Source organism: Paraconexibacter algicola (genome assembly GCF_003044185.1).
GTDB classification, from domain to species: domain Bacteria; phylum Actinomycetota; class Thermoleophilia; order Solirubrobacterales; family Solirubrobacteraceae; genus Paraconexibacter; species Paraconexibacter algicola.
This window is the reverse complement of sequence record NZ_PYYB01000001.1, coordinates 416,468-429,218: the sequence shown is the minus strand read 5'-3', so window position 1 is coordinate 429,218 and position 12,751 is coordinate 416,468. Positions and strand designations below refer to the sequence as shown.

Here is a 12,751-nt window from a genome sequence, read left to right as displayed (position 1 = left end):
TCGCGAATCACCCAGAACGCCCGTGGACGGCGCCCGCCGGCCCGCCCGCGCTCATCACGGCGGGCGCCCGGGTTCTGGGTGATCCGGGACCCAGATATGGCGTCGAGGTCACCCAGAACGGGTCGAGCGCGCCCGCCCGGCGTCGTCCTGGGTGATCTCGAGGCCATATGTGGCACGCAGATCACCCAGAACGGCCGTGCGGCGCCGCCGCGGGCGCCAATCACGCCTCCGGCCGCGCCCGTGGCGCCGCCGCAGGCGCCCGGGCGTCAGCGCGCGAGGCGCACGCGCACGGTGCCGGCGTCGACCGGGGCGCCCGCGGCGTCGACCGACCGGACGGTCACGCTCAGGGTGCTGCCCGGCGCGACGCGGCGCAGGCGACGCAGCTGCACGCCGGTCCTAGGGCCGCGCAGGGTCCGCGGCCGGGACGACGCGACGAGTCGACCGCGCGCGTCGAGCACGCGCACGGCGACACGGCGCGCGGCGACCGAGCCGCGCGCCTTCTCGAGCACGATCCGCACCGACCGCACGCCGGGACGGCCGAGCCGCCGGACGGTCGACCCGACGCGCAGCGCGCGCACGCCCGCGAACGGCACGGCGGCGGGGACCGGGCCGAGCTCGCGGCCGCCGGGACCGTCCTCGTAGGTGAGCCAGGGCACGGTCGGGGTCTCCTCGACGCCCGGCTTGCTCCAGTCGCAGACACCGGTCGGGAACGTCGCCTGCAGCGTCGCCCACTGCGCGTCGGTGAACGTCACGCCCGGGTAGTCCTCACGGCGCAGCGGCTTGAGCTGGCACTTGAGCACGTCGTTGCGCGGTCCCTCACCGGCGACGTTCGTCGGCGAGTCGTAGAAGCGGGTCAGCAGCGGGCAGTCGGTGCCCTGCTGCTCGAGACCGGTGGCGAGCTCGCAGCGGTCGGTGAGGTCCGCGGGCCGGTTGGCCCGGACCTTCTCGGCCTGCGTGCGACCCGACCGGTCGTCCTGGATGCGCGCGATCCAGCGGTCGATCTCGAGCACGGACCGGTTCGGGAACGTGATGTTGCCGATCAGCGGGACCGGGCCCTGCCAGAGGACGTGGCTGGCGTGCGTGCCCTCGAAGCGATCCAGGCGCGCGTTCAGCGCGAGGCTCGGGTAGGTGACGTGCGCGGTCACCTCGTTGGAGCCGCGGTACTCGATGTGCGGGGTCTGCCCGAGGGTGTTGCCGATCGCCATGTAGCCGGACCGGTACGCGTTGCGCAGCGCCTGCGGGTCGGCGCTCGTGCGGCCCGGTGCCGCGCCGAAGGTCGTCTTGTCGAGCCCGCCGATCCGCGCGTTGACGTCCACGAACTTCGCCGGCGTGAGCCGGCCGGCGAGGAGCGCCTTGCGCCCGTACTCGATCCCGACGTTGTCCAGCGGGACGCCCGCGTAGCCGCTCTCGCCCTTGCCGAAGACGGCGATGTTGTGGTCCAGCACGCCGCAGCGCACCCCGCCGGGGTTGGACGGCGACCACTTCAGCGCCGGGTCCATGCCGCCGCACCCGCTCTCGCCGGTGATGTTCGACCAGAACGCGAGGTCGAACAGCTGGTCGTCCAGCGTGGCGAGCGGGGAGCCGGACACCTCCGCCTGGTCCAGCGGCGTGTAGAGCCCGCCGGGACCGTCGCTGATCCCGCGGAAGAGCTCCTTGAACAGGTGCCCGTGGACCGCGTGGCGTCCGGTGGTGAGGAGGTCCGCGAACGTCGCACCGGTGGTGATGCCGTCGTAGAAGCCCGGGTAGGCGTGGGCGATCATGAGCTGCGCGATCGCGCCGCCGGAGCTGCCGGTGCCGATCGTGCGCCGGACCTCGCCGTACTGCTCGACGATCCGCTCACGGGCCATGATCTCCGACTCGGCGATCAGCGCCGGGTTGCAGTTGTGCCCGAGGTTGTTCAGGGCGGTGCTCATGACCATGAAGCCCTTGCCGAGCAGCTCCTCGTTGAGCACGTCCGGGGCGCTGCCGACGGCGCGATCGACGCCGCACGAGCCGCCGTGCGTGATGACGAGCTTGCGGTTCCACTGCGGCTGGGGCGCCCACGGGTCCCACTCCCGGGCGGGATCGTGCAGGGTGGCGATCCGGTACTGGTCGCGGTCCTGGTAGCCGGTCTCGACGCGCACGACGAACGGGACGGTGCGCCCGCCGTCGGTCGTGGTCGAGCGCAGGTCGCGCGGCGGGCTCGCCGGGTCGTAGGGCCGGAAGCCGCGGTCGCCGCGGTAGAGCAGCTGGTAGCTCGCCGGCTGGTTGCACTGCGCGTCGCGGGCGCCGGACTGGCAGGCCCATGGCTGGACCTGCGGGCCGGCGAACACGGGGCCGCCGTTGGGATGCCCGACGAGCCGGATCGACGCGCCGGTGCGGTCGGGGAGCCGGGCGGCGAGGCGGACGGGACCGTCGGGGATCCCGGTGAGCAGCGCGCCGAAGCGGCCGTCGGCGCGGACGGCGAACTGCTTCGTCACGTCGGTGGACCCGAGCGTCACGCGCAGGTCCTGGACGCGCCGGCCCTCGGGCACGGCGATCGCGACGAGCGCGTCGCCGCCGGACAGCAGGTCCGCGCGGTTGCTCAGCACGTCGATCTCGACGCCCGCCGCGAGCGCGGCTCCCGGCGTCAGCAGCGTCGTGGCCAGCGCCAGCAGCGCGACCGTCCCTCGTCCCATCACGAAACCTCCCGTGGCTCTCCCGACCCGTCCGGCTGAACGCTACCGTTCATCGTCGATGTCCGCCGCATCCGTCCCCGCCACCGCCCTCACCGAGCGGTCCGCCACCGCGCTCGCGGACGCGATCCGCACGGGGGAGACCTCCTCGCGCGCCGTCGTCGAGGCGCACGTCGCGCTGCTGCGCCGCCGCCATCCGGCGCTGCGTGCGGTCGCGCACGACCGCTTCGACGCCGCGCTCGCCGACGCCGACGCGGCGGACGCCCGGATCGCCGCCGCGGACCCGGACGAGCAGCTGCCGCCGCTGTTGGGCGTGCCCTGCACGGTCAAGGAGTCGATCGAGCTCGCCGGGATGCCGAACTGCGCGGGCCTCGTCAGCCGCCGCGACCACCGCGCGCCCGGGTCCGCGCCCGCCGTGCAGCGCCTGCTGGACGCGGGCGCGATCCCGCTCGGGGTGACGAACACGTCCGAGCTGTGCATGTGGATCGAGTCGCAGAACCACGTCTACGGTCGGACCTCCAACGCCTACGACCCGACGCGCATCGCGGGCGGCTCCAGTGGCGGGGAGGGCTCCGCGGTCGGCAGTGGCGGCTCGCCCTTCGGCCTGGGCTCGGACATCGGCGGGTCGATCCGGCTGCCGGCGTTCTTCAACGGCGTCTTCGGGCTCAAGCCGTCCCCGGGGCTCGTGCCGAACACCGGGCAGTTCCCGGTCACGCACGGGGAGGCGGCGCGCCTGCTGACGATGGGCCCGCTCGCGCGCCGGGCGGAGGACCTGATCGGGCTGCTGCGGATCATCGCCGGACCCGACGGCCTCGACGCGCGGGCGCGCGACGTCGCGCTCGGCGACCCGGCGGACGTCGACCTCGCCGCCCTGGACGTGATCGTCACGCAGGACACGAGCGCCTGGCCGCTGCGCCGCGACCTGCGCGAGGCGCGCGAGCGGGCCGCGCGCGCCCTCGAGGCCTCCGGCGCGCGCGTGCGCGAGCTGTCGCTGAAGCCGTTGCGCCGCGTGATGGACGGCTACCTCGCTGCGCTGCAGTCCGGCGCCGACGTGACGTTCGCCGCGGAGCTCGGCGGCGATGTCACGGTCCGCCGCGCGCTCGGCGGCGCGGTCCGCGGCCGCGGGCCGCACACGGTGGCGAGCGCGCTGCTGCTCGGGGCCGAGCGCGCCTCGGGCGTCCTGCCGGCCGGGATGACGCGCCGGTCGCTGGAGGCGGGGCGGCGCCTGGCCGCGGAGGTCGAGGAGGTGATCGGGGACGGGGTCCTGCTGCACCCGCCGTTCGGGCGCGTCGCGCCGCGCCACGGCCGCACCGTCGGTCGCCCGTGGTCGATCCACCACGCCGCGATCTTCAACCTCCTCGGCCTGCCGGTGGTGCAGACGCCGCTGGGCCTGAACGCGCAGGGCCTGCCGCTCGGCGTCCAGGTGGCGGCGCCGCGCGACCACGACCACGTGGCGATCGCGGTCGCGCTGGAGCTCGAGCGGGCGTTCGGCGGCTGGGTCCCGCCCGCGGCATGAGCGCGCCCGACCGCCCGGTGCGGATCCTCATGGTGTGCCTGGGGAACATCTGCCGCTCGCCGACCGCGGAGGCGGTGATGGTCGCGCTGCTGGAGCGCGAGGGGCTGGCCGACCGCGTCGAGGTCGCGTCCGCGGGCACCGGTGACTGGCACGTCGGCGACCCGCCGGACGCGCGCAGCACCGCCGCGGCCGCGCGCCGCGGGGTGCACCTGCGCGGCGCCGCCCAGCAGGTCACCCGCCGCGACTTCGCGGACCACGACCTGCTCGTCGCGATGGACGCGAGCAACCGCCGCGACCTGCTCGCGCTCGCCGGGGACGACGCGGCGGCGCGCGACAGGGTCGTGCTGCTGCGCGAGCTCGACCCGGCCGCGGTCGCCGCCGGCGACACCGACGTGCCCGACCCCTACTACGGGGGACCGGACGGGTTCGACGTGGTCCTCGACGTCGTCGAGGCGGGCTGCGTGGGCCTGCTCGCCGAGCTGCGGGCGCGCGGTCTCGTCTGAACCACGTTCACCGCGTCGTAATCGACGCGCCGACCGGTCCGCTCCACCATGAGGGCATGAATCGGACGGCGTACCTGGCGGCCTCGATCTGCGTGCTGATCGCAGCAGCCGGCGTGTTCCTCGCCGTCGGTGGATCGGACGACCCCGACGGTCGCTCGGCCCCGGCGCTCTCGCGGACCCCGCCGACCGTGTCCGTCCCGCCCTACGGGGCCTCCCGGGCCACGCCGGATGCGGCGGTCGCCGAACGGTCCGGGACCTACGTCGAGTACTCGCCGGCGGCGCTGGCCGCGGCGGACGGCACGCGACTGCTGTTCTTCCACGCGTCGTGGTGCACGCAGTGCCGCGCGCTGGAGCAGTCGATCCGGGACGAGGGGCTGCCGGCCGGCGTCACCGTGCTGAAGGTCGACTACGACGAGCGACAGGACCTGCGTCAGCGCTACGGGGTGACCCTCCAGACCACCGTGGTCCGCGTGGACGCCGAAGGTCGGAAGACGGGCAGCGTCGTCCCGTACGACGACCCGCAGATCACGAAGGTCCTCGACGAGCTCGCCTGACGGCCGTGGAGCTCCTGGTCGTCAGCTTCATGGCCGGGGTCCTGACGGCTGCGGCGCCGTGCGTCCTACCGCTGCTGCCGGTGGTCGTCGGGGGTGCGGTCGTCACGGCGACGGACGGTGCGACGGGCCGGGGAGACATCGCCCGGCCGGTGGTCATCGTGGCCTCGCTGGGAGCGTCGGTGGTGGTCTTCACGCTGCTGCTGAAGGCCACCAGCGCGCTCCTCGGCGTCCCGCAGGAGGTCTGGAGCACGCTGTCCGGGCTCGTCGTCCTCGGACTGGGCGTCAGCCTGCTGGCGCCCGGGCTCTGGGAGCGGGGGATGGCCGCCAGCGGCGGTCAGCGGCAGGCGGCCGCCCTCCTGGAGCGCTCCGCGGCACGCAGTGGCCGCAGCCGGGACGTGCTGATCGGCGCGTCGCTCGGTCCCGTGTTCAGCAGCTGCAGCCCGACCTACGCGCTGATCGTGGCCACGGTGCTGCCCGCGTCGTTCGGCGAGGGCCTGGCGTATCTGGTGGCGTACGCGGTCGGACTGGCCGTGATCCTGCTGCTGCTCGCGGTGCTCGGTCGTGCGGCGGCCGAGCGGCTCGGCTGGCTGGCGAACCCGCACGGCGTCTTCCGCCGCGTGACCGGCGCGCTGTTCGTGTTCGTGGGCGTGGCCGTGATGCTCGGGCTGGACCGCGACCTCCAGGCGTTCGTGCTGGAGCGTGGCTGGTACGACCCGATCAGCGACCTGGAGGAGTCGCTGGACGGGTAGTCAGCCGCGCGGGTCGAAGTACGAGACGGTCTGGTTGCTGATCGCGCGCAGATGCCCGTCGGCGTCCCACACGCGGGCGGCCGCCTGCGTGTACCCGTCGCGGGCGACGTGCGTGTGCACGGCGTACCGCCAGAGCGCGTCGGGCCGGTCGGGCACGGTCGGGTCCGGTGCGGTGACGGGCTCGTAGCTCCAGCTCATCGTGCTGATCGGTGCCGGGCCGCCGAACATCGGGGCGATCGCGGGCGGCCAGGCGTCGACGAGCGCGATGAGCTCGCGGTCGCCCATCCGCGCGGGGGGCTCGCGGAAGCGGAACCAGCCGCCGAAGTCGGGCTCCGCTGCACCGCTGAGCGGGAACCCGCCGCTGCCGTAGCGCAGCTCGACGTGGCGGATGAACTCGGGGGTGAGGCCCTCGAGGTACGGGATCGGCTGCAGCTCGTCCGGCTCGGGGAGGTCGGGCGGCGGGTTGCGCCTGTCGGCGGGGAACGCGATCGCGGTGGCGCGGTCCTGCCCGAGCGTGGCGAGCATCGCGGCGCGCACGGTCCCGTCCTGCACGAGCTTGACGTCCACGGTCGTCGCCGAGCCGCCGGCGCGCAGGACGGTGCCCTGGAGCTCGGCGGTGCCGGGGGTGACCGGCCCGACGAACGACACGGCCGCGGAGCGCAGCCGTCGCGCCGGGTCGGCCGTGAGCGTCTCGGCGCGCGCGACGAGCAGGCCCGCGACGAGGCCGCCGTAGGTCGCGCGGCCCTGCCCCCAGCCGGGCGCGACCGTGGTCGCGCCGGTCGCGGCGCCGTCGAGCATCTCGTCCAGGGTGGGATCCGCGGTCATCCTCCGGCACCCTACGGATCGCTCCGCGCGGCCCGGTCTCAGGCCAGCGCGGCGCGCGAGCGGCGCGTCAGCTCGACGGTGGCGCCGCGCAGCCCGTCGGGCTCGACGATCGGCTCCGCGAACCCGATCCGCGCGCGGGTCTCCCCGCGCGGCGTGACGACGCGCAGCTCGATGCCGTAGCGGTCCGCGCCGGTGCAGGTGGCCGACAGGGCGTCGGGGTGGCCGCCGAAGGCCCGGGCCATCAGCAGCAGCGCGTCCGCGTGGTCGGCGTTGAGGTGCGCGATCGCGTACGCGGTCTGGCCCTGCACGGGGTCGGGCTCGGCGGCGCGGTAGCTCGCGGCGTCGGCCGAGTCCATGCGCCCGTAGCCGCCGACCCAGCGGACGCGGTCGACGCGCAGCACCCAGAGCGAGAAGTCGCCGAAGCCCGCGTAGAGCCGTGCGGGCGGATGGGCCTGCACGTACGCGTCGCGGGCGGTCGCCTCGAGCGTCCCGGTCGGCCGCTGCGCGACCCCGGCGAGGGTGACGCGGCCGCTGTTCAGCGGGTCGCCGCCGCGGGCGGGCTCGGCGACGACGAGCGAGGCGCGCTGGTCGGCGCGGAGGTTGCGGCCGTGCTCGGCCAGCAGCGACACGCACAGCACGGGGGAGCCGTCGGCCAGCGTGGCGTAGCTCACCAGCGAGCCCCACGGGTGGCCGTCCTCGGACAGCGTCGCGAGCGTGGCGACGTTCGTCTGGGCGACGAGCGTGCGGGCCTCCTCGGCGGCGGAGCGGCGCCGGCCCTCGTGGGTCGGGCCGATCGGCTCGGGCATCGGCGGGTTGAGGACCTCCGCGGGAGCGGCGTGGTCGGTCGGGAACGACGTGGCGGTGTCGGTCATGTCAGGAACCTGGGGTCGTGGTGAACGTGACGGTCATGGCGCCGAACGGGTCGCCGGGCGCGTAGAAGCCGTTGAAGACCGAGCCCTGCGTCTGTGCGGGCACGGCGCCCGGGACGTCGGTCAGGGTGCGGGTCGCTCCGTCGGCGGAGCCGCTGCGCGTGGCGGCGGCGGGGTCGAGGTCCAGCAGCGTCGCGCGGCGGCCGTCGAACGGGGTGCCGTCGCGGCCGGTGAACGAGAACGTCGCGCGGGACCCGCTGCCGGCGCCGCGCAGCTCGAGCTGCGGGTCGCTGGTCTCGAACTGGATGCCGTGGTCGCGGTAGGAGAACCCGACCCCGCCGCGGAACGTCAGCACCGCGAGGTCGCTCGCGGGGTCGTACCAGCCGCTGGCGAACGGGAACCGGAAGTCGTAGTCCAGCGGCACGGAGGTGCCGGGCCGCACGGTCTTCCCGGGCGCGACGGCGCCGCCGAGGACGCGCGTGCCCTCCCCGGTGTTCACGTAGCGGATGAACGACTCGCGCACGTGCCAGTCGAGCGTGGCGGCGGTGACGTCGACCGCGGTCGCGGGGCGGGCGGGGGCGCTGGTGCCCGCGCCGGCGGCGGTCCCGGCGAGGTCCGGGGCGACCGTCGCGTCGAGCGTCAGCGTCCCGAGCGAGCCGAGGCCGATCTCACGGATCCCGAGCGCGCGCCGCACGATCCCGGCGGCGGGGACGGCGAGCCGCAGCTTCCCGCTGCGCAGCCGCGCGCGGCCGCTGCGGCGGTCCAGTACGGGGCGCACCCCGGTGGTGGAGACGAGCACGGGCCGCCGCCGTCCGCCCAGCCGGGCGGTGATCCAGACGCTGCTGCCGAGCTGCAGCTCGACGTCGCGCAGCGTGATCGATCGGCCGCCGCGCACCAGCCGGATCGCGCCGCGGGTGCCGAGCGCGAAGATCGAGGAGCCGACCCGGCCGCCGGTGACGGGCAGCACGACGCGGGTCCCGAACGCCTCGGCGCCGCCGCTGCCCGCGAGCCGGACGTCGCGGTCGGTGAGCCGGGTTCCGGCGGGGCCGTCGAGCGTGAGGGTGGCGCTGCCCTCCCCGGGGCCGGCGTGCGCGGCGCCGGCGGTGGCGAGGACGGCGAGGAGCGCGAGGACGAGCGCGGTCGGCAGGGTGCGGGGCATTCAGCGGCCCTCCAGGGCGTGGGGGACGGGGCGCCAGCCGACGCGCAGCGCGGTCCGGGCGCCGTCGCCCGGGTCGAGCTCGGCGTCGACCTCCCAGACGGCGGCGAGCCGGTCGGGGGTGAGCACCTCCTCGGCGGGTCCGGTGGCAACGGTCCGTCCGCGGTGGACGACGACGACGGTGTCGGCGATGGCGGCGGCGAGCGCCAGGTCGTGGACGACGAGGACGACGGCGAGCCCGTCGTCGGCGAGCGCGCGCAGCAGCCGGGCGACGGTGACGGCGGCCCCGAGGTCGAGGCTGGCGGTCGGCTCGTCGGCGAGCAGCAGCGGGGCCTCCTGCGCGAGCGCGACGGACAGCTGCGCGCGCTGGAGCTCGCCGCCGCTGAGCGTGGAGAGGCGGCGCTGCGCGAACCCGGTCATGCGCGTGCGGGCGAGCGCCCGGTCGATCGCGTCGTGGTCGGTGGTCGTGGGTCGCCCGAGCAGCCCGACGTGCGGGGCGCGGCCGAGCTCGACGGCCTCGCGGACGCGGATGCCGTCGGGGACGCGTCCGCGCTGCGGCACGTAGGCCCGGTGGTGCGGACGGCGCCGCGCGCGGACGGCGCCGACGTCCTGCCCGCCCCAGCGCACGGTCCCGGCGGCGGGGGCGAGCAGCCCGGCGGCGACGCGGCCGAGCGTGGACTTGCCCGCGCCGTTGGGGCCGACGACCGCGACGAGCTCGCCGGCACGGGCGGTGAGGTCGCAGCCGTGCAGGATCGCGGTGCCGCCGATCCGCACGTCGACGCCGCGGACCTCGAGCAGCGGGTCGGGCCGGTCCACGCTCACGTCTCCCGTCGCAGCAGCACGAGGAACAGGGGGACGCCGAGGAGGACCATGATCGGGCCGACGGGCAGCTCGATCGGGGCGACGACGATCCGGGCGATCGTGTCGGCGGTGAGCACGAGCCCGGCACCGATCGCGGCGCTGACGGGCACGACGTAGCGGTGGCGCGCGGTGCCCGCGACGAGCCGCACGAGGTGGGGGACGACGAGCCCGACGAAGCCGAGCAGGCCCGCGATCGCGGCGGAGGCGGAGGCGAGGAACGCGGCGGCGACCGCGGCGCCGAGCCGCACGAGGCGGGGGCGCGAGCCCAGCGAGGCGGCGACGTCGTCGCCGAGCGCCAGCCGGTCGAGCGGCCCGCAGAGCACGAGCGCGAGCGCGAAGCCGGCGAGGAAGAACGGCCAGGCGACGTCCATGCCCTCCCAGCCGTCGGAGGAGAAGCCGCCCGCGAGGAACAGGACGGCGCCCTGCACGCGGTCGCTGAAGGCGACCATCAGCGACGTGGTCCCGGCGCCGAACATCGCGCTGACCGCGATCCCGGCGAGGATCAGGCGCTGGGTGGAGCCGCCGCCGCGACCGCCCCAGGCGAACGCCATCACGAGCACGATGGCGAGCGCCCCGAAGGCGAGCGCCCCGACCGGCAGCAGCGCCACGGCGGTGGGGAAGGCGAGCAGCACGAGGACCGCGCCGAACCCGGATCCGGCGGTGACGCCGAGCACCTCGGGGGACGCGAGCGGGTTGGCGAGGGCGCCCTGGAGCATCGCCCCGGCGACGCCGAGGGCGGCGCCGACGGTCAGCGCCTCGACGGTGCGGGGGAGCCGCAGCTGCAGGACGATCTCCTTCAGCGGGCCCTCCTGCGCGCGGCCCAGGAGCGCGTCGAGGACGGTCCCCAGCGGCACGTCGACCGCGCCGAACGCCAGCGAGGCGGCGGTCGCCCCGACGAGCACCGCGAACGCGACCGCGACGACCGCGGAACGGCGCAGCCGCCGCCGGCGGGCGGGCGTGGCGTCCGGCGCGGGACCGCTGGTGGACGCGGGCGGGCGGGCGACGACCGTGCTCATCTACAGGTTCTTCAGGAACAGCCGGCGGACGTCGCGGATCGTGAGGTAGACGTCGTCGTAGGGCTGCAGCAGCGAGTTGCCGGTGGCGACGTAGACGCGGCCGTTGCGGGCGGCGCGGGTGGTCCGCCAGCCGGCTTTGGTGCGCAGGTACGCGGCCTGCCGGGCGTAGTCCTTGGACTCGCCGTGGGGGACGGCGATGATGATGTCCGGGTTGCGGGCGACGACGGCCTCGTCGGAGATCCGCGCGTACCCGTCCCCGGCGCGCAGGCCCTGGGTGAGCAGGCGGCCGCCGGCGCGCCGGACGACGTCGCCGCCCCAGCTGTTGGCGAGCATCGCGTAGGAGGTGCGGCCGACCCCGAGGACCAGCAGGACGGTGGGGCGGCGGCGGATGCCGCGGGTGATCGCGGCGACGCGGCGGTCGATGAACGCGGCGCGGCGGTTCGCGGCGGCGGAGCGGCCGAGGGCGCGGCCGATGCGGCGGGTCTGCGTGGCGACCTGGGCGACGGTGCGCGGCTCGGACTCGAGCACGGGCATCTTCAGCCGGCGCATCGCGCCGTGGCCCTTGCGCCAGACGGGGGCGGAGAGCACGAGCTGGGGCCGGCGGGCGGCGAGCTGCTCGATGTTCGGGCCGCTGGGGTGGCTGAGCGCGAGCCGCGGCACGCCGCGCAGCTCGGGCGCGAAGCGGTCCTGGCCGCCGAGCGTCTGGCCGATGGCGATGGGGGTGAGGCCGATGCGGGCGGCGGTGTTCGCGGTGAACGGAGTGAGCGCGACGACGCGGCGGGGGGCGGCGTCGGCGGCGGCCGCGCCGAGCGCGAGGGCGACGGCGGTGGCCGCGATCGTCCGGAGAGCGGTGGGTGCCATGGCGCCGAGCCTAGCGCAATGTTAGGGTGCCCTGACATGCGACTTCTGATCGGCCTTACTACCGTGGGTGTCCTCGGGTGCGCGGCGACCGCCACCGCCGCTCCCGCCCCGGTGACCGGCGGCGCGCTCGAGTGGACCCAGGCCAACGTCTACGAGACCGGCGCCCCCGACGGCACCAACCGCACCTGGCTCGGGTACACGACCGCGCTCGGCCCGCCGTTCACCAACGGCACCGCCCGCCCCACCGCGCCCGCCACCGGGCCGACCGTCACCGCGCAGAGCGCGCGCGGCGCCGACGCGACCGCCACCACGAGCTTCCCCGTCGCCGCGGGCGGCAGCTGGGACGCGACGACCGGCGAGGGCACGCTCGAGTTCGCCGGGACGCTCAGCTTCACCTCCGCCGCGCACGGCTTCACGATCACCGTCTCCAACCCGCGCGTCGTCGTCGCCGCCGGCCGCGCGCAGCTGTTCGCCTCCGGCTCCGGCTCCTCGGGGTCCGGGCAGTCCTCCTCCGCGGGTGCCACCTACGACCGCAGCCGCCCGGTCTTCGACCTCGCGCTCCCGCCGGTGAGCACCGAGGGCACCGTCACGACGATCGCCGGCGCCGCGCCCGCGATCGCCACCGCCGACATGGTCTGGCCCGGCGGCAGCTACCCGGCGGGCGCGGGCCCCGACCGCACCCCGAACACGTTCGGGCGCTTCACCGTCCGGGTGGACACCGCCGCGGCGGCCGCCCCCGTCGCCGCCCCGACCCCGCCCGCGGTCGTGCAACCGGTCGCCCCCGTCGCCACGACGCCGGGGACCACCACCGCTCCGGCGCGGCTCGGCACGCCGCGGATCCGCTGCGCGCGCACGCGCCGGGGCGGCGCGCCGCGCACCACCTGCACGATCACCACCGCGACGACCGTCCGCCGGGTGGCCGTCACCTTCCAGGGCCGCCGCGTCGGCCGGGCCGCCGTCCGCGGCGGCGTCGCCCGCGTCGAGCTGCCGCGCAAGCGCCGCCGCCTCGCGTTCGTCCTGCAGGACGCGCGCGGCCGCGAGCTCGGTCGCCGCACCCTGACCGTCGGCGGCTAGCGCGACCGCGAGCGGCGGGCGCGACGCCGCACGCCCCGCGAGGCTGTCCATCTTCGGCCCCCATGGGGGCAGGAGATGGACGGCCAGGGGCAGGATCCGCGTGTCGGCCGCCC

12 protein-coding genes are annotated in these 12,751 nt (G+C 76.2%); 5 read left to right on the top strand and 7 right to left on the bottom strand.

Features of this window, described 5'->3' with window-relative positions:
- Positions 1 to 266: 266 nt before the first annotated feature.
- Positions 267 to 2,657 (bottom strand): DUF6351 family protein, encoded by a 2,391-nt coding sequence (locus C7Y72_RS02045; protein ID WP_107566959.1) that lies wholly within the window; start codon positions 2,655 to 2,657, stop codon positions 267 to 269.
- Positions 2,658 to 2,715: 58 nt separating this feature from the next.
- Between C7Y72_RS02045 and C7Y72_RS02040 the strand changes: the two genes are divergently transcribed.
- From C7Y72_RS02040 to C7Y72_RS02025, 4 genes are read left to right on the top strand one after another with little or no spacing between them, the layout of a single operon-like run.
- Complete coding sequence (locus C7Y72_RS02040; protein ID WP_107566958.1) at positions 2,716 to 4,170, top strand: amidase; 1,455 nt, start codon at positions 2,716 to 2,718, stop codon at positions 4,168 to 4,170.
- A 17-nt stretch (positions 4,171 to 4,187) separates the two neighbouring features.
- Complete coding sequence (locus C7Y72_RS02035) at positions 4,188 to 4,673, top strand: low molecular weight protein-tyrosine-phosphatase (RefSeq protein ID WP_107569529.1); 486 nt, start codon at positions 4,188 to 4,190, stop codon at positions 4,671 to 4,673.
- 56 nt (positions 4,674 to 4,729) lie between these two features.
- Positions 4,730 to 5,227 carry a thioredoxin gene (locus tag C7Y72_RS02030; protein ID WP_107566957.1) on the top strand — a complete coding sequence of 166 codons (498 nt, stop codon included), beginning with the start codon at positions 4,730 to 4,732 and terminating at the stop codon, positions 5,225 to 5,227.
- A 5-nt stretch (positions 5,228 to 5,232) separates the two neighbouring features.
- Positions 5,233 to 5,976: a cytochrome c biogenesis protein CcdA gene (locus C7Y72_RS02025; RefSeq protein ID WP_199223828.1), complete on the top strand. Its 744-nt coding sequence runs from the start codon at positions 5,233 to 5,235 to the stop codon at positions 5,974 to 5,976.
- Here the strand turns inward: C7Y72_RS02025 and C7Y72_RS02020 are convergent, their stop codons facing one another.
- The 6 genes from C7Y72_RS02020 to C7Y72_RS01995 are packed head-to-tail and all read right to left on the bottom strand — an operon-like array spanning position 5,977 to position 11,564.
- Entirely contained in the window at positions 5,977 to 6,801 is an 825-nt protein-coding gene (locus tag C7Y72_RS02020) for a thioesterase family protein (RefSeq protein WP_107566956.1), read from the bottom strand.
- Positions 6,802 to 6,839: 38 nt separating this feature from the next.
- The gene (locus C7Y72_RS02015; protein WP_107566955.1) at positions 6,840 to 7,673 is read right to left on the bottom strand and encodes a HugZ family pyridoxamine 5'-phosphate oxidase; all 834 of its coding nucleotides are present in this window, start codon (positions 7,671 to 7,673) and stop codon (positions 6,840 to 6,842) included.
- A 1-nt stretch (position 7,674) separates the two neighbouring features.
- Entirely contained in the window at positions 7,675 to 8,829 is a 1,155-nt protein-coding gene (locus C7Y72_RS02010; RefSeq protein ID WP_107566954.1) for an HtaA domain-containing protein, read from the bottom strand.
- Positions 8,830 to 9,648 carry an ABC transporter ATP-binding protein gene (locus tag C7Y72_RS02005; RefSeq protein WP_107566953.1) on the bottom strand — a complete coding sequence of 273 codons (819 nt, stop codon included), beginning with the start codon at positions 9,646 to 9,648 and terminating at the stop codon, positions 8,830 to 8,832. It lies immediately after the preceding gene.
- On the bottom strand, positions 9,645 to 10,703 hold the full coding sequence (locus tag C7Y72_RS02000) for a FecCD family ABC transporter permease (protein WP_107566952.1): 1,059 nt from the start codon (positions 10,701 to 10,703) through the stop codon (positions 9,645 to 9,647). The genes C7Y72_RS02005 and C7Y72_RS02000 overlap by 4 nt, the downstream gene beginning before the upstream one ends.
- Positions 10,704 to 11,564 (bottom strand): ABC transporter substrate-binding protein, encoded by an 861-nt coding sequence (locus C7Y72_RS01995; protein ID WP_107566951.1) that lies wholly within the window; start codon positions 11,562 to 11,564, stop codon positions 10,704 to 10,706.
- Between the two features lie 36 nt (positions 11,565 to 11,600).
- Between C7Y72_RS01995 and C7Y72_RS01990 the strand changes: the two genes are divergently transcribed.
- Positions 11,601 to 12,638, top strand: coding sequence for an HtaA domain-containing protein (locus C7Y72_RS01990; protein ID WP_158276577.1), 1,038 nt, complete (start codon positions 11,601 to 11,603; stop codon positions 12,636 to 12,638).
- The last annotated feature ends 113 nt before the right edge of the window (positions 12,639 to 12,751 follow it).

Excerpts from the sequence above, each read along its gene's own strand:
- C7Y72_RS02045 (WP_107566959.1), bottom strand. The coding sequence starts at position 2,657 with ATGGGACGAGGGACGGTCGCGCTGCTGGCGCTGGCCACGACGCTGCTG.
- C7Y72_RS02040 (WP_107566958.1), top strand. The coding sequence starts at position 2,716 with ATGTCCGCCGCATCCGTCCCCGCCACCGCCCTCACCGAGCGGTCCGCC.
- C7Y72_RS02030 (WP_107566957.1), top strand. The coding sequence starts at position 4,730 with ATGAATCGGACGGCGTACCTGGCGGCCTCGATCTGCGTGCTGATCGCA.
- C7Y72_RS02020 (WP_107566956.1), bottom strand. The coding sequence starts at position 6,801 with ATGACCGCGGATCCCACCCTGGACGAGATGCTCGACGGCGCCGCGACC.
- C7Y72_RS02015 (WP_107566955.1), bottom strand. The coding sequence starts at position 7,673 with ATGACCGACACCGCCACGTCGTTCCCGACCGACCACGCCGCTCCCGCG.
- C7Y72_RS02010 (WP_107566954.1), bottom strand. The coding sequence starts at position 8,829 with ATGCCCCGCACCCTGCCGACCGCGCTCGTCCTCGCGCTCCTCGCCGTC.
- C7Y72_RS02000 (WP_107566952.1), bottom strand. The coding sequence starts at position 10,703 with ATGAGCACGGTCGTCGCCCGCCCGCCCGCGTCCACCAGCGGTCCCGCG.
- C7Y72_RS01995 (WP_107566951.1), bottom strand. The coding sequence starts at position 11,564 with ATGGCACCCACCGCTCTCCGGACGATCGCGGCCACCGCCGTCGCCCTC.
- C7Y72_RS01990 (WP_158276577.1), top strand. The coding sequence starts at position 11,601 with ATGCGACTTCTGATCGGCCTTACTACCGTGGGTGTCCTCGGGTGCGCG.